Origin of the sequence: Pseudothauera nasutitermitis (assembly GCF_004801295.1) — a bacterium.
Classification (GTDB): Bacteria; Pseudomonadota; Gammaproteobacteria; order Burkholderiales; family Rhodocyclaceae; genus Pseudothauera; species Pseudothauera nasutitermitis.
On record NZ_SSOC01000004.1, the window covers coordinates 387,738 to 406,976 of the forward strand.

17 protein-coding genes and 1 pseudogene are annotated in these 19,239 nt (G+C 63.3%); 6 read left to right on the plus strand and 12 right to left on the minus strand.

Annotated elements, in window-relative coordinates:
- Positions 1–37: 37 nt before the first annotated feature.
- Positions 38–1,513, minus strand: a complete 1,476-nt coding sequence (locus E6C76_RS12130) for a TolC family outer membrane protein (protein WP_136348505.1) — start codon at positions 1,511–1,513, stop codon at positions 38–40.
- Positions 1,514–2,857 (minus strand): HlyD family type I secretion periplasmic adaptor subunit, encoded by a 1,344-nt coding sequence (locus tag E6C76_RS12135; RefSeq protein WP_136348506.1) that lies wholly within the window; start codon positions 2,855–2,857, stop codon positions 1,514–1,516. It lies immediately after the preceding gene.
- Positions 2,858–2,978: 121 nt separating this feature from the next.
- Between E6C76_RS12135 and E6C76_RS12140 the strand changes: the two genes are divergently transcribed.
- Both E6C76_RS12140 and E6C76_RS12145 read left to right on the plus strand, forming a co-directional pair.
- Complete coding sequence (locus E6C76_RS12140; protein WP_136348507.1) at positions 2,979–3,326, plus strand: UPF0175 family protein; 348 nt, start codon at positions 2,979–2,981, stop codon at positions 3,324–3,326.
- A gap of 3 nt (positions 3,327–3,329) precedes the next feature.
- Positions 3,330–3,821, plus strand: a complete 492-nt coding sequence (locus E6C76_RS12145) for a DUF3368 domain-containing protein (RefSeq protein ID WP_136348508.1) — start codon at positions 3,330–3,332, stop codon at positions 3,819–3,821.
- 23 nt (positions 3,822–3,844) lie between these two features.
- Here the strand turns inward: E6C76_RS12145 and E6C76_RS12150 are convergent, their stop codons facing one another.
- The 3 genes from E6C76_RS12150 to E6C76_RS12160 form a co-directional block, all read right to left on the minus strand.
- Positions 3,845–5,659: a type I secretion system permease/ATPase gene (locus E6C76_RS12150; protein ID WP_136348509.1), complete on the minus strand. Its 1,815-nt coding sequence runs from the start codon at positions 5,657–5,659 to the stop codon at positions 3,845–3,847.
- 254 nt (positions 5,660–5,913) lie between these two features.
- The gene (locus tag E6C76_RS12155; protein WP_136348510.1) at positions 5,914–6,753 is read right to left on the minus strand and encodes a hypothetical protein; all 840 of its coding nucleotides are present in this window, start codon (positions 6,751–6,753) and stop codon (positions 5,914–5,916) included.
- A gap of 78 nt (positions 6,754–6,831) precedes the next feature.
- The gene (locus E6C76_RS12160) at positions 6,832–9,642 is read right to left on the minus strand and encodes a TonB-dependent receptor plug domain-containing protein (protein WP_168734329.1); all 2,811 of its coding nucleotides are present in this window, start codon (positions 9,640–9,642) and stop codon (positions 6,832–6,834) included.
- A gap of 772 nt (positions 9,643–10,414) precedes the next feature.
- Between E6C76_RS12160 and E6C76_RS12165 the strand changes: the two genes are divergently transcribed.
- Positions 10,415–10,633, plus strand: a complete 219-nt coding sequence (locus E6C76_RS12165) for an AbrB/MazE/SpoVT family DNA-binding domain-containing protein (protein ID WP_136348512.1) — start codon at positions 10,415–10,417, stop codon at positions 10,631–10,633.
- Complete coding sequence (locus E6C76_RS12170) at positions 10,633–11,058, plus strand: putative toxin-antitoxin system toxin component, PIN family (RefSeq protein ID WP_136348513.1); 426 nt, start codon at positions 10,633–10,635, stop codon at positions 11,056–11,058. The genes E6C76_RS12165 and E6C76_RS12170 overlap by 1 nt, the downstream gene beginning before the upstream one ends.
- Before the next feature lie 232 nt (positions 11,059–11,290).
- On the opposite strand, the pseudogene E6C76_RS12175 reads toward E6C76_RS12170, so the two are convergent.
- The 4 genes and pseudogenes from E6C76_RS12175 to E6C76_RS12190 all read right to left on the minus strand — a co-directional run.
- A pseudogene (locus tag E6C76_RS12175) lies at positions 11,291–11,506 on the minus strand (transposase); the annotation flags it as partial.
- Positions 11,507–11,838: 332 nt separating this feature from the next.
- The gene (locus E6C76_RS12180) at positions 11,839–14,268 is read right to left on the minus strand and encodes a S8 family peptidase (RefSeq protein WP_230976255.1); all 2,430 of its coding nucleotides are present in this window, start codon (positions 14,266–14,268) and stop codon (positions 11,839–11,841) included.
- A gap of 64 nt (positions 14,269–14,332) precedes the next feature.
- Entirely contained in the window at positions 14,333–15,364 is a 1,032-nt protein-coding gene (locus E6C76_RS12185; RefSeq protein WP_136348515.1) for an AAA family ATPase, read from the minus strand.
- Positions 15,357–15,743 carry a helix-turn-helix domain-containing protein gene (locus E6C76_RS12190; protein ID WP_211090204.1) on the minus strand — a complete coding sequence of 129 codons (387 nt, stop codon included), beginning with the start codon at positions 15,741–15,743 and terminating at the stop codon, positions 15,357–15,359. Before E6C76_RS12190 ends, E6C76_RS12185 begins: the two co-directional genes overlap by 8 nt.
- 237 nt (positions 15,744–15,980) lie before the next feature.
- On the opposite strand from E6C76_RS12190, the gene E6C76_RS12195 reads away from it, so the two are divergent.
- On the plus strand, positions 15,981–16,253 hold the full coding sequence (locus E6C76_RS12195; RefSeq protein ID WP_136348516.1) for a CopG family ribbon-helix-helix protein: 273 nt from the start codon (positions 15,981–15,983) through the stop codon (positions 16,251–16,253).
- Complete coding sequence (locus tag E6C76_RS22745; protein ID WP_456320491.1) at positions 16,241–16,426, plus strand: type II toxin-antitoxin system RelE/ParE family toxin; 186 nt, start codon at positions 16,241–16,243, stop codon at positions 16,424–16,426. The genes E6C76_RS12195 and E6C76_RS22745 overlap by 13 nt, the downstream gene beginning before the upstream one ends.
- A 274-nt stretch (positions 16,427–16,700) precedes the next feature.
- On the opposite strand, the gene E6C76_RS12205 is transcribed toward E6C76_RS22745, so the two are convergent.
- The 3 genes from E6C76_RS12205 to E6C76_RS12215 all read right to left on the minus strand — a co-directional run bounded on the left by E6C76_RS12205 (position 16,701) and on the right by E6C76_RS12215 (position 19,210).
- Positions 16,701–17,192 (minus strand): GNAT family N-acetyltransferase, encoded by a 492-nt coding sequence (locus E6C76_RS12205; protein WP_136348517.1) that lies wholly within the window; start codon positions 17,190–17,192, stop codon positions 16,701–16,703.
- Positions 17,189–17,479 carry a type II toxin-antitoxin system TacA family antitoxin gene (locus tag E6C76_RS12210; protein ID WP_136348518.1) on the minus strand — a complete coding sequence of 97 codons (291 nt, stop codon included), beginning with the start codon at positions 17,477–17,479 and terminating at the stop codon, positions 17,189–17,191. Before E6C76_RS12210 ends, E6C76_RS12205 begins: the two co-directional genes overlap by 4 nt.
- A gap of 138 nt (positions 17,480–17,617) precedes the next feature.
- Positions 17,618–19,210, minus strand: a complete 1,593-nt coding sequence (locus E6C76_RS12215; protein ID WP_136348519.1) for a Fic family protein — start codon at positions 19,208–19,210, stop codon at positions 17,618–17,620.
- Positions 19,211–19,239 lie beyond the last annotated feature (29 nt).

Below are 19,239 nucleotides of genomic sequence, written 5' to 3' on the forward strand. Positions count from 1 at the left end.
CAAATGCCGGCCCGTGTCTCCTGCCGCGGGCGCTTGCCTAGCGGGCTTCCGCCACCAGCTGCCGGTTCAGCAGCAGCACGTCTTCCTCGGAAAACCGCCCCGCGTAGAACTGCAGCTTGGCCCAGGCCTGGAACCACTCCACGTAGGTGCGCAGCAGTGCCTGCCGCGCCTGGTAGGCCTGGCGCTCGGCCTGCAGCGCGTCGGTGTTGGTGCGTTCGCCGCCGGCCACGCTCTGGTGCATCGCGTCGACCAGCCCGGTGCTGTCGGCCACGTTCTGGCGCAGCAGGCGCGCGCGGTCCGCGCTGGTGGCGCACACGCGGTAGTACTGTTCCAGCGTGGTGATCGTGCTGTTGGTGGCGCGGTCCAGCTCGTGGCGTGCCTGCTCCAGCCGCTTGCCGGCCTGGCGCGTGGCGTAGTAGCTGGAGCCGCCGCTGAACAGCGGAATCGACACCTGCAGGCCGATGGTGTTGCTCTTGTAGTCGCGGCCCTTGTTGTTGATGGTGTCCGACTCGATCCGCTCGTGCGCGGCATAGACCGAGACCCTGGGCATGAACTGCCCCTTCTCGCGCTCGATCGTCAGGTCGTTGTAGCGCACCGCCAGGCGTGCCGCCTGCACCTCCGGGTTCTGCTGCCGGGCATCGCCCAGCAGCGTGGCCAGGTCGCCGTCCTGCAAGGGCGGCAGCATTGCCTCCAGGTCGATGGCCAGCAGTTGCCGCGCCTGCACCGGCCCGCCCAGCAGCGCCGACAGCTCGCGCAGCCGGTCGCCCAGGGCATTCTCGTAGGTCACCAGTTCGGCCTGGGTGGCGCCCACCTGCGTGCGGGTTTCCAGGATGTCGATGCGGGTGCCTTCGCCCTGCGCCAGCATCCGCTCGTTGCCGCGCAGCATGTCCTCATAGACGCGCAGCTGGTGGCGGGCCAGATCCAGCGAATCGCGCGCCAGCAGCGCGTTCAGGTAGGCGTCGATCAGGGCCACCGCCTCCTGCTGGAACTGCAGCCGGTACTGCACTTCGGCGTATTCCGCCTGGGTCTTGCCCAGGCGGTAGGTGCTGATGGCCGAATAGTCGAACAGCGTCTGCTCGACGGTCAGGCCGGCGCGGCGCCCGTAGAAGCGGTCCTCGACGGTCTGTCTGCCGGATGCCGTGGTGTCGTAGTACTCCCTCTGCCTGGTGCGGTTGCGCAGGTAGTTGATCGACGCCTGCGGCAGCAGCGCGGCGCGGGCAAGGTTTTGGGCGTCCAGGCCGGCGTCGCGGCCCGCGCGCGCCGCCTGCACCTGCGGGTCGTTGAGCAGCATGCGTTCGTAGGCCTGCACCAGATCGAGCGCCTGCACCTCGCCCGCTGGCGGTGCCGGCAATGCGGACTGCGCCTGCGCCGGCGGCATGCCCTCCAGCGACAGCAGCACCGCCACCACGGCAATCGACACCGGGTGCGGCATCCGGCAAACCTTGCGCAGGGCCGCCCGCATGCATCCGCCGGCCGGCGCCAGCCATTCCGCTGTTTTGCTGCGCCTGGCCATTCACTCCTCCGTCAATGCCAGGCGGGCGCGGTCGCGCAGCGGCTTGAGCAGGTAGCTCATCAGCGTGCGCTCGCCGGTCTTGACGAAAGCCGTCACCGGCATGCCCGGCTGCAGCAGCAGCCCCGGCAGCACCTCGCGCCCCTGCAGCTGGTCGACGCTGATTTCCACGTGGTAATAGGGCGTGCCCTGCGGGTCTTCCAGCCGGTCGGCCGAAACGGTCCTCAGCGTGCCCGGCAGCTTGGGCGTGGAAGCGCGGTTGAAGGCGGCGAACTCCAGCTCCACCGGCTGGCCGGCATGCACCTTGTCCACCGACTGCACCGGCAGCCGGCCTTCCACCATCAGCGGCTGGTCCAGCGGCACGATGTCCATCAGCTTGTCGCCGGTGCTGACCACACCGCCCTGGGTGAACACCGCCAGCCCGGCCACGATGCCCGCCGCCGGCGCCACGATCTGCGTGTTCGCCACCTCGTACTGCGCGCTGTCCAGGCGCGACTGCAGGTCCGCCGTGCGCGTGCGCGTCTCGGCCAGCGCCGTGCGCAGTTCCTTCTGGTAATCCTCGCGCTGCTGGATCAGGCGCAGCTGGTATTCCTGCACCTGGTTTTGCAGCAGGCCCAGCCGGCCCTCGTCGTCGGCCACCGAGCCGGCCAGTTGCAGGTACTGGCGCTCGGCTTCCAGCAGCCGGTTGCGCGCCAGCAGCCCGTCGTCGGCCAGCGTTCGCTGGCCGGCAAGCTGCTGCTCGAAGGCCGTGCGCTGATCGCGCCGCGATTGCAGGATGCGCCGCAGGCTGTCGCGCTGCTCGCGGGCGCCGCGCAAGCTGGCCTCCAAGCCGCCCAGGGTGGCCTGCTGGGCGCTGCGCCGGCTGTCGAACAACTGCCGCTGCGCCTGGAGGATCTCCGCCGCCTGCAGGCTGCCCTCGCGCTCGGCCTGCAGCAGCCGCGCGTCGAAAGCGATCTGCGCCAGCCCGTCGCGCTCGGCCACCAGGCGGTTCTCCGTCGCCAGGCTGCTCAGGAACTGGAAGCGCAGCGAGTCGAGCTGGTTGGCCGGCACCGTGGGCACCAGTTCCACCAGCACCTGGCCTTCCCGCACCGCATCGCCCTCGGCCACCAGGATGCGCTGCACCTTGCCGCCCGCGATCGGCTGCACCGCCTTGCGGTTGCCGCTCACCACCACCTTGGCCTCCACCGGCACGCCCGCATCCAGCGGCGCCAGCAGCGCCCAGGCCAGAAAGCCGGCCACCCCCACCAGCACGATCAGCCAGCCCAGGCGCACGTAGTGGCGCTCGTCGACTGACAACAGATCATCGTCTGCGGCAATTGCCGCGCCCATGCCCAGTTCAGCGCTCATGCCTGTCCCTTTGATCCGTTTCTTCCGACGCAAGAGGAAAAAGAAACTTCCGTCCCACCCGAAGCACGGGCAGATTGCCAATTTGTCCTACAATGTGTGTACACAAATGGAGGTCTGTGTCATGCAAACATTCAGCATCCGCGAACTGCGCGAACGCTCCGGCGACCTCAGCCGTGCGGCCGAGCAGGGCCAGCTCTCGCTCGTCACCCGGCATGGCCAGCCGCTGTTCGTCAGCGTTCCCTTTACCGAGGAATTGCTGCGCGTGGGCGTACACGTCGCGTTGGCTGCGCAACTCTTTCAGAACGGCGACCTGCCGCCCGGCCGCGCTGCCAGACTCGCTGGCATGAAACTGGCCGACTTTCTCGCCTACGTCAGTGCCCAGGGCATTGCCGTCGTCGATTACGATCCCGCCGAACTGAGCGAAGAACTCGCCGGATTCGACGCTGTGGCCCAGCCGCCACGAGACTGATCCATGCGTCCCGTCGTCGTCGCCGACTCCGGCCCGCTGATTGCACTGGCCGGTTGCAGCCATCTGATGCTGCTCACGGAGATATTCGGCGCCGTCCACCTGCCGCAGACCGTGCTGATGGAAACCACGGCCGACCTCGGTCGCCCCGGTGCCCGCGACATCGCCCGCTTTGTTCAAAAGCATGTGCGCGTGCATCCCGACCGTAACGACACCATCTACACGCAGGCCGCGGCCGCCCTTGACGAAGGCGAAGCCCAGGCCATCAGCCTTGCCCGCGCACTGCAATGTGGCGTGCTGATGGACGAACGTTGTGGCCGCGCTGCCGCCCGCCGCCTCGGCCTGCCGATTTTTGGCGTACTTGGCGTGCTGGTGCAGGCACGCCGCCAAGGGCGAATCGAAGCACTGGCCCCACTGTTGCAGCAATTGCAGACCAACGGCTACCGCATCGCCCCGGCACTGATCACCGCCGCCCTGGAAGCCGTGGGCGAAGCATGATGCCGACACACCCGGTTCCATGTTCATGCTCCCTCCCTGCGCTGCGCAAAGTTCATCGTCCCGAAGGTGGTCACGGGGATCACCCGGTTCGTCGGCTGGGGCTGACGCGGGGGCTGCGGCCGGGGCGGGGCCGCGCGCTGCATGCGCTGCATCACCTCGGCCAGCGGGCCGAAATCGGCCTGCGCGCCGGCGTGCAGCACCAGCAGCTTGTCGGCTTGCTGCAGGATGTTGGACTTGTGGGTGATCAGCACCAGCGTGATGCCCGCCGCCTTGATGCGGCCGATGGCCTGCGCCAGCATCGCGTCGCCGGCTTCGTCCAGGTTGGCGTTGGGCTCGTCCAGCACCACCAGGCACGGCTCGCCGAACAGCGCGCGGGCCAGCCCCACGCGCTGGCGCTGCCCGCCGGAAAGGCCCAGGCCGTTCTCGCCCAGGCGGGTCTGGTAGCCCTCGGGCAGTTGCAGGATCAGTTCATGCACCCCGGCCATCTGCGCCGCGGCAATCACCTTCTGCTCGTCCCCCTCGCCAAAACTCTCGCCGAAGCGGGCGATGTTCTCGGCCACCGTGCCGGCGAACAGCTGCACCTCCTGCGGCAGGTAGCCGATCAGCACGCCCAGCGCCTCGGGCCGCCACTGGTCCAGCGGCGCACTATCGAGCCGCACCTTGCCGCGCAGCGGCGGCCAGGCATTGACCAGGCAGCGCGCCAGCGTGGTCTTGCCCGCGCCGGAAGGGCCGATCACCCCCAGCGTCTCGCCCGGCTCCAGCTTGAAGTGGATGCCGTGCAGCACCGGCTGCGTCTGGCTGGGCGGCGCGGCCAGCAACTGCTCCACCGCCACCGCCCCCTCGGGCCGGGGGAAATCCATGCCCCTGGCCAGCGGTGGAAAATCCGCCAGCAACTGGCTCAGCCGGCGCTCCGCCTCCTTCACCCCGGTCCACTGGCGCGAGGCGCCGATGATCTGGTCGATGGGCGCCAGCGCCCGGCCGAGCAGGATGGAGCCGGCGATCATCATCCCCGGCGTCATCTCGTGCGCCAGCACCAGCCAGGCGCCCAGGCCCAGGGCCAGCGACTGCACCGCCATGCGCAGCGCCTTGCTCCAGCCCTGTATCTTCGCCATGCGGGCGCTCGCCAGGTTCTGCTCGCGCACATAGCCCAGGTGCTGCCCGGCCCAGCGCCGGCGCAGGTTGGCCAGCATGCCCATGCCCGCGATCGCCTCGGCGTTGCGCAGGTTGGCGGCGGCATCGCGGCGCGATGAAATGGCCAGCTCCCCGGCCCGCTTCAGGTGCGGCCGGCTCACCCGCTCGTTGAGCCAGCCCACCGCCATCAGCAGCAGCGTGCCGGCCAGCGCGAACCAGCCGAGCAGGGGGTGGAACCAGAACATCACCAGCAGATACACCGGGAACCACGGCGCATCGAACAGCGCGAACAGCGACTGTCCGGTGGCGAACTGGCGCAGCTGCTGCAAATCTTCCAGCGGCTGCGCGGCATTGAGCCTGCCGGTGCGCAGGTTGGCGCTGAAGGCGGCATCGAACACGCGTGGCGCCAGCTTGCGGTCGAAGCCCGTGCCCAGGCGCAGCACCACCAGGCTGCGCACCCACTCCAGCCCGCCCATGAAGGCATACATCGCCAGCAGGATCAGCGTGAGCATCAGCAACGTCATCTCATTGCCGGAGGCCAGCACGCGGTCGTACACCTGCAGCATGTAAAGGGCCGGCGCCAGCATCAGGATGTTGATGACGCCCGAGAACACGCCGATATGCACGAAACTGCGCTTGAAAGCCAGCAGGGCGCCGGCCAGTTCGCCGCGCGCATCGTCTGCCTGCCCGGATTTGTCCGCTGTCATCGCATCTCCAGCCCTTTGCGGAAAAAACATCCCCTTCCCCGTAAAATGCGGGGAAAGCCAAAACCTGCCCGCAATTTGTTTTTGCGAGCCATTCCGCAAACCGCTAGAATCGGCGGCGTCCGGAAAGCGGGGACCTGCCTGAACCAGGTCAGGCCCCCGGTAAAACCCCGGTCGAAGCGGTGACTCCTTCCGTCAAAAAAGCGCCACCGCCCCGCCCGGTTGCCTCAAGCCTCTTGCCTTTCTGGAATGGCTGCTTACGCGGCCAGCAGGAGGTCGCTTTCCACTGCGGCTGCCGAAGCCAGTGCTTCCGTAATCACGCCGCCAGGCGCATAAGTGCCTGCCTGAGCGTAGTACTCGAACGAAAGGCTGCTGCCATTGCTGCTCAGGTAGTTGTTGATGACGCTGATGTCGCTGTTGATGGTGATGGCGTTGTTCGAGAAGTCGCTGAGGTACGTGGCCAGCACATACTCGAAGGTCGAGGTCGAAGCGGCCGCTTCATCGAACGTCAGGTCGTAGATGATGGCGGAGTTCAGCGTGACCTTGGCATAGTAGCCTGGGTAGGTGAACAGATTCTGGTTGCCAGCATTCACCGTGATCTGCCCGTTACCGTCTGCGACGCCGAAGGTGTTGAACGCCACGTAATCCACCGCCACGTCGAAGTTGTTGATCACCAGCAGGGATTCGTTGGTGTCGAACGCGGTCAGTGTGGCCTGCGCCGGGGAATAACCCGTGTCAGCGTTGTAGCCCAGGTACAGTGTGTCGATGCTGCCAGTGGTTTCGAACTCGAACTTGCCCGGCGTGGTGAGCGAATACTTCGTATCCCACGAAATCCCGCCCTCGGAATACACCAGGAACTTGGAGCCGAAGCCGGAGGAATCCAGTCCTTGTCCTGCGTACCACTTGAAATCGTAGATTTCATACGGGAGGCTGCTGCCAGGATCGTAGATGCTGTTGGACTCGCCAGCACCGCCAGTGTGATAGGCGCCACCCACCGTCAGAATGGAACCAATGCTTTTCGTTGCAGTGATAGGATCCGTCACGTTGGTGTTGGTGTAGTCGCCCAACCAGTCGTTGATGTTACTTTGCAGAGACATGATGTCTACTCCGTAGTTACAAGCCGGTCGCAACCCCGGCAATATCGCTTCAGCCACATGGCTGAAGCTGCGAAATCGTCAGAAGCGGTATTCCATATTGGCCGTCAAGGTACGACCAGGATAGAAGTTGTAGCCCCAGGTGGTGGGCGTGGCTTCCATTTTGTTGGTGACGTTGGCCAAGTAAATCCCGGCCTTCAACTGGTCGCTAAATTGGTAATTCACAAAAAGGTCAAACTTCACTACCTTGGGCCAGAGATAGGCATCGACAAACTGGCTCTTATCTGGTATCGGCTGGGTTTGTCCCGCTTGCTGACCAAGGTGATAATCGTTCTGAACATCCCTGTCATACCAGTAGGCAGAACGCTGCTTACCTCGGAAATGGACCGTGCCGCCCATTTCCAACCGGCCTTGGTAAGGCGTCAATGCCGCAGTCAGGCTGCCACGAATCGGCTCGACGATACCGGTCTCCATCCAGTTCCAGCTTGAATAGCAAAGGCGCTCGCCTTTGCCTATATCGGTGTAGGAAATTCCACCATCAGCCGTGGTTCCTGTGAGGTAGGCCCGACCGCTAGGCACCTGCCAAGAGCAAGTTTTGTTGTTGTGTCGAATGGGTAGGGTCAGGTTGCTTCGTACATAGAACAGGGGTTGCTTGTACGCCAGATTCAGTTCGATCCCTTGACGAATAAAATCGTTGAGATTGTTGACGCTACCACTGCCGTTGCCAACTCCACTCCATGGCTCTCCCTCTACCAAGAAGGGGCCCCAGATAATTTGGTTGTAAATACGATTGCGGTAAAGGTTTATACCTACGGCAAGGCGATCATTATCAGCCAGCCAGTTTCCATTCTGGTAATTCATTCCTAGCTGAAAGGACAGATTTTCCTCGGGCCTCAGATGGGGATTGGCATAAAAAGTTGCCCGATAAATCTGCCCGTGCATGTACATTTCATTGCTGGTTGGGGCGCGTTCGCTGTAACCAACTTGGCCATAGAAAGTCAATCCCGTGCCGCGAGGCGTGTATGAAAGCCCCAGGCTGGCAGATTTCAGATCAAATTTGTGATCCTGTTGCTCTCTGACAGTCCGCGTGCCGCCATAGCTTGGATCAGTACGCAATCTGGCCTGGCTTTCAGCGGTTGCTGCGGCAGCAAGTTCCCGCAGTTCTGCACCTGAATATCCAAGGTTGCGATAATGGTTTCGCCAATACGAAGTGCCATACTCTACGCCAGCCTGGCTGATGTTCCCCACCCCATAAACCGGATTCAAGACATCCAACCATACCCGCTGAAAACCAACGCTGGCATTCGCCTGCCAGGGGCCATCGCCTGCCGTGCTCAAGGCAAGCGACAATCCGGCTGTTTTGGTGCGCGAATCCGGGTCGAAGCGCATCACGTCAATATCACGCCCCGTTGACTGCAACCATTTTTCGTAATATTCGCTCTCGGTAAGGCTATCCACCCGCTTTCTGGCGTGCCGATACTCCGCACCGATGTCCAGGCGCAAGGGGCCAAGCAGCCCCGCATCGAAATGGCTGTCGTTGCTGAGCTTTATCCCGGTCGAGCTTATATCGGTAAAGTAGTGCATGGGCTGGTGAGCACCATACCCATCGCTGGCTCCGGTCCAGTTCTGTTTTCGATCCTGTTTTTCATGGTAAATCTGAACCCGCGGGTTGATCAGCTCTGAAAAGTTTCCTTTCCACTTCAAGGCTGCAACCTGGCTTTTCAATTGCGCACGAACAGACCAAGGCTGATCGAACCAGGAGGCATCGCCATCCGCCCAGTAATCGTCCGGCGTGGAGTTTTCATCCAGTGGCACATAAATGGCAGGTTGCTGATCTGTCTGGTACTTGGCCTTGCTGGAAGAAACGAACAACTCCAGGCTCTGGTTGTAGGGATCTTGCAAATAATGCCGCAGTCGCAGCATCTGGGATTCATTTTCTCTCTGAGTACCTTTCAGTGGTTCTTTAGCGGCTTGCTTGAGCCACTTTGCCTGTTGTGCGGTGAGGCCGCAGTTGGCTAGCCCGATATATCCATTGGCAAGATAGCGGCAAGGGCCGTGCTCATTGACATTGATTCTGTTATCAAACGACTGGCGGAAATCCATGTTTCGACCATGCATGCTGTGCATCAAATCGTCATTGCTGATGTTGTCGCCAATCCTGTAAGGATCATTTTTACTGCGTGAAGCTCCGACCATCGCATCCCAGCGTTCGTTGCGCCCACCCAAGAAAAATGATCCCGACGGTTTTTGGCCATTTCCGTATTTGCTGAATCCTGTAGAGCCGCGCACCATGCCGCCAAAGCTCTTGCCGGGAAGCAAAATATCGTCCACATCGAGATACTCGAAGTTGACCGAGGCACCCAAACTACCCAAGGCTCCCGTGCCCGTACTGCCAGTACGGGTAACGTCAATGCTTCTCAGAAACTGCGGATCAATAAAGATGGAGCCTGTCTGACCAATATCGCGGGTAAAAGCATGGAAGTTCTGATTGATGCCTTCAAGTGACTGAGCCACGCGCCCGTGCCCGGCGATGCCCTGCACACCGACGGACACTTCCGGGCGGCTGTAGAGGCTGTTCACCGAAGTACCCGAAACCTGATCGATCAGGTCGCTCATGTGGCTGGCGTTGCGCCGCTCGATGTCTTCCTTGCTGGCGCCGCTGGTGTTGCCGATGGCCTTCTTCTTTTCTTCGTCGGCGGTGCCGGTCACTACCACCGCATCGAGGACCGCCGCCGCACCGCCGGCCGGTTGTTCTTTTTGCACTTCCTGTTCAGGAGAGGACGACTGGGTTTCCTGCGCCAGCACAGGCTGCGCCAGCGCCAGCGCCAGGCATACCGACCGGGCCCGCATGCGCAGCCTTCCCGGCCGGGTTCTGCGGCCGGAACGGGACACTCCTTCGTCCGTCCCAACCTCGTCTTTCCTGAACACCATTTGAATCTCACCTTTAAGTACAAACGCAAATGAAAATGAGAGGAATTTACAACTTCGAGCAGGACTCGCCTCTCGCCTGACTGTGCAAGGCCCTGGCTGTAAGCCCCCCACCCGCCGGGCCGTAGCCGCGAAGGCCGCCCCATGGCAGGTGGCGTGTGCGATTGGTGAAGGTGCGCTTGCAGACGGCTGTCCTATGCCAGCCCAGACCAATCATCACGAAAAGCCGTCAAGCCCGCTAACGGTTTACGGGAAAAATTTGCCTATTCGAGGATTTTTTGTTTCGCTGCAGCAATGCGGCGTGGATAGGCGCTTGGCACGGCCGTACCAGGCCGGCGCGGGCCCAGGGCAATCGCGCCTTCATGTCATGACTCCGGGCAATTCAGCGCGGAACTCGTCTATGGTGGCGGCCAGCATCCGCTTCGATTGGATGCTCGCCTTTTGGCCTTTTCGGGCAGGGCCTTTCCCCTTGTGCCCCATTCCCTTGCCCCTTCACCAGCCCTTTGGCCTTTGTGGAAGCCTTTGGGTATAGGGGCAGCGCGCTTCGAGCGCCGCAATCAATGCGGGACTCGACCCATCCAGGATGGGCCGTGGCAGGTGGCGCATTTCACCGGATCAGGCTGTTTCAGCATGTGCTGAAAGCGCCGAGGGCCGTGAAACCTGGAGCATCCGGGTTGATTTGCGAAGCAGAAAGTAAGGAAGTAAGATCTCCTTGTGAAACTTCCAGGAGGCTGCCATGCTCGCCAAGCTCACGTCAAAGAATCAGATCACCTTGCCCAAGGCGGCCGTGTCCGGTGTGGACGCTGCGGAGTATTTCGACGTGACCGTCGAGAGCGGCCGGATCGTCCTGACGCCGGTGCGGGTTCAGAAGGCCCAGGCCGTGCGTGAAAAGCTGGAGCAGCTCGGGATCACCGAGCGGGATGTCGAGGATGCCGTTGCCTGGGCGCGGCGGTGATGCGCAGAGGCGTCCTCGACACCAACGTCGTGCTGTCGGCGCTGCTCTTCACTGCGGGGCGCCTGGCCTGGATACGCCACGCCTGGCAGCGCCACCAGCTACAGCCGCTGGTCTGCAAGGAGACGGTCAGCGAACTTCTGCGCGTTCTGGCTTATCCCAAGTTCAAGCTCTCGGCATCGGAGCAGGAGGAATTACTGGCGGACTTCCTGCCCTACGCCGACGTGGTGGAACTGCCGGCACCATGGCCCGCCTTGCCGGCCTGCCGCGACGAGAAGGACCAGGTGTTTCTGGTTCTCGCGCATATCGGTAAGGCAGATGCGTTGATCACGGGCGATGCGGACATTCTCGCCATGCGCGAGGCCTTTCCCGGCTTGATCCTGACCGCCGAAGAGTTGGCGGCTCAGCAGAATGACAGGGATAGCTGATTGGATGTTGCATGGAAATTCGCATCCAGTTTGAAAAACAGCGCAGGATTCAATCCGGCGTACTTTTGAAGCTCCCCGCCCAGCAGCGACGGAACTGCACCAGGGCGCCATCGACGGTCTGGATGGACTCGGGGGCAGGAAAGGGCTACCTCATCACCAGGTATCACCACATGATAAGAGGCCCATTATGGCAACGTCTCTCAAGATCGACGACACGCTGAAAAGTGGTTCTTCACCCAACTCCGTGGAAGGCATCCCGGATCTTGAGGAAGAAGTAGGCGTCATCGCGGTAGCCGTAGGCGGCCCGCTTGATGACCTTGATGCGGTTGTTGATGCCCTCGAGCAGGCCGGTGTGCATCGGCCAGCGCACCCGGCTGAGGATGCCCGGCCAGTACGGCTTGAGACACTTGGCGAAGTGCGCCGGGGCGGGGATCGCGCTCTCGTTGGCATGCCGTAACCCGACCAGACACCCAGCCGGGACATACAATCCATTCCGGCCACGCCCGACCTTCAGTTTGTTGCCTCGAGAACAACAAGTCTGACGGGGCGGTCGTGCGCCTCTCCACTCTGTTGGGCGATGAACCAGAAATTTGCCTATTCGAGGATTTTTTGTTTCGCTGCAGCAATGCGGCGTGGATAGGCGCTTGGCACGGCCGTACCAGGCTGGAATGCTGGCCGGGGCGGGCCGGGGGCGGGTGGGGTCAAGGCCGGATGGCCGCGATTCGGCACCAAGCGCGGGGCGCAGCCCGCGAGCCCGGCGGCGGTACGCCGGGACGTGCCTTATGTTCCCACGGCAACGGTGTTGGCCACGGGGATCTTCTGAGCTACCGCAGCATAAAGGTCCACATCCGTCCGCGGCGTCTGGATCGAGACCACGAGGCTGTATCGCGCTGGCAAAGCATAGCGTTCCAGCGCAGGCCGCGTCCGCCACCAACCGGCGGAAGGATAGACGGCGATGAATCCGCGGCTGGCCAATTCGGCGGCCGTGCCTTTCCAGACATCCTGGTGCAATGAGCCACGGTGTCGCCGCTGGCCGCCCAGCAGCCAGTTCGGATCGGACGGATTGACCGGATCGCCATCGCCCTCATCCTCACGTTGGGCGGCGGCATTCAAGCGCGCGACGAAGTGATCGGTGGACGCATCCAGCGGACGCTGCACGTCGAAGCGCAGGCGATGCGAAGGGTAATGGTACTTCGACGCGACGCCCCGTGCCGATGGATTGGGTTCGATGAAATAAGACAGCGTGACGCGCATTTCGACAGGCGTGTCCTGCAATGCCTCCAGTTCATCCTTCGGCCACGGCAAAGAGTGCAGATTCATGTCGCGCGTCACGACGCCCTTGCCCTGGACCTTCGCATACGGATGCACCAGGTCTTCAACCACCAGGGTCAAGGAATCGCCCGCACTCCACAGTGCGCGGTCCAGGTCCGGCGTTCCCCATCCGCAGTGGCGGATCAGGTTGACATAGTGGTCCTTGTTCGGCGCGGCAGGCAGGAACATCCTGCGCATGGATTCGCTCCATTGCGCCGAATGCACCAGCAAGGCACGCACCGTTTCCGGCCGAAGATGCGGGTAGGCGGCCATGATCCTGGCCACCATGCCCGCACACAGCGCGGATGCGGCGCTGGTGGCATTGCTGGTCGTGAACAAGCGCTCCAGCGGCTGGTTGTGGGTGGTCAACAGGCTCAGTCTGGTCATCCACGATGCGCCAAAATCATCCTTGGCCGCGTTGCCGCCTTCCAGCACCACGTCAGGCTTCAGCGGCCACGCGCGATCCCAGGTCCGCGTGGTGGTGGTGAACGGGCTGAGGCCGCCCGCTTCCGCGATGGGATTCAAGGAGGGATGACCCTGTGTGTCGGTCTTGTCGGTGCAAGCGCCCACGGTGATGGCATTCCATGCCTGCCCCGGATCATGCACAAGGTTGGTGGCAAGGGATTCAGGGTACGCAGCCCACGCATCAGGATCACGGGTGTTGCCGGCGGAGAGCACGAACAGACGCGGGTTCTCGCCCTCGCCATCCGTATCCGCGGCGAGGCCATCGACGGCGGCCGACCATGACGAAGGCCGGCCCCGGTCCCGATAGTCCGAAGCCGTGACTGCCGATGTGAACACGCGGGGGCGGTTCGGAGCAGCGATTTCCGGGCGTGCGACGCCTTCCATGAAAAGATAGGCATGGTGGCGCGCATCGCCTTCGTTGGCACCTTCCGCCGGCACCAGCTTGACCGACTCCAGCCGATGCGGAACGCTGATCGCATCCGCCGAAGACAGGGCATCGGTGAGATCGCCGTAAGCTGCCAGGCCCGCCAGGCCCGTGCCGTGGTCCACCTGGTCATCCACGCCCCATGCCGGCTCCACGGTGTGCAGGTCTGCCGCGTCCATCAAGGGTTCCAGCAGCGGATGCGCGCGGGTCACGCCCGAATCCAGCAGGCAGACGCGGGGCGCATCGTCGTCCGCTGGCTGGAACTGGACGCGCCGCAGTAAGTCGTCCGCCCATTGGCGCTGCTCCCCCACGCCCATGCCGTCGAAGAACTCGGCGGTCTCCTTGGCATGGCGAAGCTCGGCCACGCAGTTCAAGGTCATCACCGAGCGCGAAAGCTGCTGCTGCGAGCCATGCATCAGCAGCACCGTGCGTTCGGGAAAATTGACCTGCTTGTCGCTGACCACGCATTCCGCCAGGCGGGCGAGCTTCTTGAAATCCTCCACAGCAGCCTGCCGCTGCTCCTGGCCTCGGACCGGAAGCCACACTTCCCACCAGAAGGCAGCGGCGGGATCGGCTGGCAACAGTTCAGGAGCATCGGTCCACAACGCCCTGATTTCTGCCGCCCGGATGGATTCGATGGCGTCGAGCAGCTTCCGATGATCAAGCGCCTGATCCTTGCTGCCCTTCTTCTCTGCCAGGTAGTCCACGACGTACTGCTCGAAGTGCGCGAGTCCTCCATCCGGGACAAAGACGTTGGCGAGCGTGCGGTTGCCTTCTTCGCGGACGCTCAGAAGCTCGATCTTCTTGGTCGCGTTCGCCAAGCTCTCGAACGCGAGTGCAACATCCGGCTGGCTGGTGAACTGAATCTGCAGGCCCAGCCCGCTTTCCAGTTGCAGTTCCTTCTGGACACGCACGGCCTCGGCCGCTACGGGCTTCAGGTTCTCGATCTGCTCTTGAAGGGAGGCGCCATGCTGCTGCCTGGGCTGAACCGGAATGTCCTTCTGCGGCACGGGCGTAGACCGGGCCGTGAATCCAACTGCTCGTGATGTGTCTCGAAGAATGAAATGGGGACGCTTAGCTTGCGGTTGATCCGGCATGGTTCGGCACGACCTTCTTGTTGTTCATTCTGATGCTGAATTTCCGGCGCTCATCGAACGCCCGCGTCAGCGCTGCCGACTCCACGCGGTCTTCGTCGTGCATCACCGCCTCCTTGATGGACTCGTCCACGGCTCGCCTGATTTCCGCGTAACTCAAACCCTCCGCCTTCACCGTGAGGGCCTTGAGCGGAAAGGGCTTGGGGGCGAACTTTCCAAGCCGTGCTTGGAGCAGCTTTGCGGCCTGCGGCCCCGTCGGCAGTCGATACTCGATCACGTCGTCGAATCGACGGAAAAGCGCGTAATCGAGTATCTCCACATGGTTGGTCGCAGCGAGGATCAGGCTATAGGACTGGTCGCTCTCGATCATTTGCAGAAAGCTGTTCAGCACCCGCCGGATCTCGCCCACGTCGTTGGCAAGCCCACGCTGCGAACCGATGGCGTCGAACTCATCGAAGAAGTAAACACCACGAACCTCGTTGATGGCATCGAATATCTGGCGCAGCTTGGCGGCCGTTTCCCCCATGAACTTGGTAATCAGGGCATCGAGCCGCACGGAGAACAAGGGAATGCCAAGTTCGCCCGCCAACACGGAAGCCGTCATCGTCTTGCCAGTGCCTGGCGGCCCCACCAGCAGCAGTTTGCGTCGTGGCGACAGGCCATGCTCGCGGATGCGCGAGTGGTGCTTCTGCTCCTTCAGGATGCGGCGGAGCTGTTCAGCCACTTCCTCATCGAGCACCATGTCCGCCAGTCGATTCTTCGGGTAGGCAACCGTCAGCAGATTCGCCAGTTCGCCACGAGGACGCGCCAGAGGCACCAGGCTGCCCGTCGTGTCAGCCGGCGAGACGCGGGCCTTGGCTGCGTCGATCATGTCACGCAGTTCCTGGGCGAGTTTGCCGTGGCCCACCTTGGCTTCACGAGCAGCAACCTGCATGGCAACAGAATAGAAGTGTCGGTCATCCCGCTCGATATGGGACTTCACCAACGCTTTGAGTTGTTCAGCATTAGCCATAGTGAGCCCCCATCTGCGTTGTCGTGTTGGCCGAGGTTTCCAGTGATGCCAACGCAGATTGCATCAACTGTTCGGCGATGTGCTCGTCAATTTCGCCCAAGTCGTTCTGGTCAGCAGCCAGAACGAACAGCAAGCCGACAGGCACGTGCAATGCCTCGGCAATCTTCGTAACCGTTGAAAGTGTCGGGTCACGCTTGTTGTTCTCAAGCATCGACAGATACGACACCGAGCAATTGGCCCGGGTCGCGATGGCACTCTGCGATACGCCCCGTTGCGTCCGGCACAGTCGAATGGCTTGGCCTACATTCATGGCGCTTGTTTTCTCACGGGTTGCGACGAGCACGAATACTCGTAAAATTTTACCGCCAGTGAACTCCATTCACCAGTCCAAGCAGCAGGGGATCGACGGCTCCGCACGCTCAAGAGGTACGCGGCGGCGCTGGGCAAGCGGGTGGAGCGGCGGTTCGTCTAAAGGATTCCAGCACAAAGGGCTTGACGTGCTCCCCGTCCAGCAGCGACGGAACAGCACCAGGGCGCCATCGACGGTCTGGATGGACTCGGGGGCAGGAAAGGGCTACCTCATCACCAGGTATCACCACATGACAAGAGGCCCATTATGGCAACGTCTCTCAAGATCGACGACACGCTGAAAAGTCACGTCCAGCACCTCGCCAGGCAGCGCCGCCGATCACCGCACTGGATCATGCTCGAAGCCATCCGGCAGTACGTCGAACGCGAGGAGGCGCGCGAGAGCTTCAAGCAGGAAGCCCTGGCCTCCTGGACGGCCTACAAGGAAACCGGCAGCCACTTGATCGGCCAGGAAGTTCGCGCCTGGTTGAACACCTGGGGCACCGATGATGAAAGGGCGGTGCCAGAGTGCCACAAGTAATCGTCACCGAAGGCGCGGCGGAAGGCTTGGAACGATGCCGGCGGTTCCTGGCCGTCAAGGCACCGGAAGCTGCCAGGCGAGCCGGCCAGGCCATCGAGCAGCAGTTCCTGCTGCTGGAGACGGCCCCCGAAATCGGCCGGCCGTTCCCTGAAGTGCCCGACGCGAGCTGGTGATTGCTTTCGGGGATGCCGGCTATGTGGCCCTGTATCGCCACGAGCCGAGCGACGATGCAGTGTATGTCCTGGCCTTTCGGCACCAGAAAGAGGCTGGCTATTGATCGTCGGGATCGAGGAAGGCGGCGTGCCACTGAAACCGGGTGCCGTTGCTGCGCAGGCCGTGCATGCCGCGTTTCCGTCTGTGTGCGGCACTGCACCAGCCCACATTTCTCACAACAATGCAAGGTGAACGGCCGCTCCCCTTGCGCCCTTGGCCGGCGATGGCCGGCTGCTACAGGCTTGCTCTGAGGTCGGCCAGCGTGACCATCAGCGTCATCGGATCGAGTGGCGAGGGTTCGAAGCCGATCCGCTCATGGAATGCCTTGGCGTCCGCCGAGATCGCATGCACGAGCAGGCCGCGAATGCCGATGGTGTCGGCGGCCTGAATGACGCGACGGCCGGCATCTTGTACCAGGGCACGGCCAAAGCCCTGGCCCCGCCGGGATCGGTCCACGGCCAGCCTGCCGAGGACCACTACCGGAATCGGGTCCGGCATGTTGCGACGAAAGTGGCCGGGCGCGGCATCCACGATGACGGCGCTCGATGCCAGCGCATAGTAGGCCAGCACGCGCTCGTCTTCGCTGGCGACGAAGGTTCTGGATGCGCCGGTGGTCTGGTTTCTCAGGGCACGGCGCTTGAGCCACTGGTCCAGGCTGTCCGTGCCGGACGCGAAGGATTGGACATCGTGGTGCGCCGCCAGCGGTTGCGGCGCCGAAACCGTCATGTCGGCTCCCAGGGGGCCGGCGTTTGCATGGTCTTGCGCAGGCGTTCGTTTGGCTGCGGTGGCGTGTCCAGGCGCGCCAGAAAGGCCGCGTAGGCTTGCGGGTCGGCAGAAATGATGGCTTGGTCCAGCAGCGCATCCTCGGCTGCGGCACGCGCCGCTTCTAGCACGAAGTCGGTGCGGTTTTTGCCCCGTGCCTTGGCTGCGCGGTCGATCAGGCTGCGTTCTTCGGGCTTGATGCGGATGTTCAGCGTTTCGCGCTTGCCGGGGGCGGTGCTCGGTGTGGGCATGGCTCAATCTCCTGCGATTTTACGCAGTGTAGTGCATTGTGTTGTCAATGTCAGTACGTCGTGGCCATGCTGCCCGACTCGCCTCTGCCGCTGTTCTTGCCGTTGGCTTGCGTGCGGTAGAGGGGGGGCGCGTGGCCTTCAGCGCCACGGGAGGGGCGGCGAAGGCCCGTTGTCGGCGCCTTCCTGGAAAGCCCGGGAGACGGCCTCGACGATCTCGGCCCATACTCCCGGCTGGCGCAGCACCGGCATTTCCCTGGCCAGCACATTGCTGAGCCCACCGCGATTCTGCTCCAGCGAGTGCAGCACCCTGTCCGCCTGGTGGTCGGGCATCTCGACGACTTCCTTCAGCGCCACGCGTGCCCGCGCATGGCGGCGCAGGTAGCGGGATTCCTCGCGCATCTGCTCGGTCAGGGTTCGACCGATGATATGGGCCAGAAACACCACATGCGACCCCAGGTCGGGATAGCGCCACAGCGGTCTGACCGGTTCCGCGCCGTGGAAGACGAGGTTCGAGACGACGCCATCCGGGTAGGCGGTCTGCACCGCGTCGAACGCGATCTGGTCGCGAACGGCCTGTATCAAGGGCCTGGACACCTGGTCCAGGACTTGGTCGTAGCTGCGCCGCTCCCCCGCGTCGTCGGTGATGACGGCCGATACGGGCAGGATCACGGGGGCCGGGATGACGCCGTCACGGCGCAGGATGTCATTGACCAGGAAGCGATGCACACGGCCGTTGCCGTCGGCCAGTGGGTGGATGTAGACGAAGCCGAAGGCCGCTACCGCGCTGCGCAGCGGGGACGACTGGCCCTGCGTTTTTTCAAGGAACGCCCGTAGCCCATCGAGCATCGCGGCAACCTCCTCGGCGGGGGGCGCCATGTAGTGCACGACTTCCTGGTGGCGCACCGTCTCGCCGACGAACACGGGGGACTGACGGATGCCAAAGCGCGCAATCGTCGTCCGGTCGCCCAGGATTTCCCGCTGCAACTCGGCCAGTGCGGCGTCGCCGAGCGGCGCTTCGCCCTGTCCGGTGCGCCGTGCCATTACGTCCGCAAAACGTTGGACGCGCCCCGCCCGGTCGGCTTCGCCTTCGATGGCGAAGCTGGCCTTGCTCTCCCGCAGGGTCATCCATACCGCCGCGCGCATCAGCAGGTCTTCGCCAAACTCGGCCGTCAGATCCGCGAGCAGGCGGGACACGTCCACACCGGCCGCCCGCGTCACCGCCTCGGTCTTGACCACCATGGGACAAAAGTGCCGCGTACCGGGCAGGTTGTCATTCACCCGCCAGCGCTGCACCTTGACGGCCCGGCCGGCGGAGGCCGCGACCAGCTTGGCGTCGTCGATGGCATCGACGTAGTTGCCTCCCAGGCGCACCGGCACCTCCAGCATCTGTCCGGTCAGCCACTCGTACAGGAATGCCGCCCGGCGGGCATACTGCCCAGTGGGTTCGGCCGCGACCCAGGCCTGGACGAAGCCTGGGCCGCTGCGCGCGAAGAGGCGGGCGAGAAATTCCAGATGAGGGACTTCATGCCGCAGGTGAAACTGCAGATGCGCGGCCGGCTCCGCGGCCGGCCGCATTGCTTCCGTGTAGGTTTCCAGGCGGAAGCCGTCGTTGATCTGCGTCGCGCGCCGCCCCCCCGCCTGGCTGATCACAGGCAGCCTTCCCAGCGGCATCACGCCATAGGTGTGCGCCAGCCAGGCGGCGCCGAGCGGTTCTGCGGGCAGGTCGGTCATGAGGCATCTCCTGGCAAGACGACTTGCGC

Bases quoted from the DNA above. Each gene is read 5' to 3' on its own strand.
- E6C76_RS12130 (WP_136348505.1), bottom strand. From the start codon at position 1,513: ATGGCCAGGCGCAGCAAAACAGCGGAATGGCTGGCGCCGGCCGGCGGA.
- E6C76_RS12135 (WP_136348506.1), bottom strand. From the start codon at position 2,857: ATGAGCGCTGAACTGGGCATGGGCGCGGCAATTGCCGCAGACGATGAT.
- E6C76_RS12140 (WP_136348507.1), top strand. From the start codon at position 2,979: ATGCAAACATTCAGCATCCGCGAACTGCGCGAACGCTCCGGCGACCTC.
- E6C76_RS12145 (WP_136348508.1), top strand. From the start codon at position 3,330: ATGCGTCCCGTCGTCGTCGCCGACTCCGGCCCGCTGATTGCACTGGCC.
- E6C76_RS12150 (WP_136348509.1), bottom strand. From the start codon at position 5,659: ATGACAGCGGACAAATCCGGGCAGGCAGACGATGCGCGCGGCGAACTG.
- E6C76_RS12155 (WP_136348510.1), bottom strand. From the start codon at position 6,753: ATGTCTCTGCAAAGTAACATCAACGACTGGTTGGGCGACTACACCAAC.
- E6C76_RS12165 (WP_136348512.1), top strand. From the start codon at position 10,415: ATGCTCGCCAAGCTCACGTCAAAGAATCAGATCACCTTGCCCAAGGCG.
- E6C76_RS12170 (WP_136348513.1), top strand. From the start codon at position 10,633: ATGCGCAGAGGCGTCCTCGACACCAACGTCGTGCTGTCGGCGCTGCTC.
- E6C76_RS12185 (WP_136348515.1), bottom strand. From the start codon at position 15,364: ATGGCTAATGCTGAACAACTCAAAGCGTTGGTGAAGTCCCATATCGAG.
- E6C76_RS12190 (WP_211090204.1), bottom strand. From the start codon at position 15,743: ATGGAGTTCACTGGCGGTAAAATTTTACGAGTATTCGTGCTCGTCGCA.
- E6C76_RS12195 (WP_136348516.1), top strand. From the start codon at position 15,981: ATGGCAACGTCTCTCAAGATCGACGACACGCTGAAAAGTCACGTCCAG.
- E6C76_RS12205 (WP_136348517.1), bottom strand. From the start codon at position 17,192: ATGACGGTTTCGGCGCCGCAACCGCTGGCGGCGCACCACGATGTCCAA.
- E6C76_RS12210 (WP_136348518.1), bottom strand. From the start codon at position 17,479: ATGCCCACACCGAGCACCGCCCCCGGCAAGCGCGAAACGCTGAACATC.
- E6C76_RS12215 (WP_136348519.1), bottom strand. From the start codon at position 19,210: ATGACCGACCTGCCCGCAGAACCGCTCGGCGCCGCCTGGCTGGCGCAC.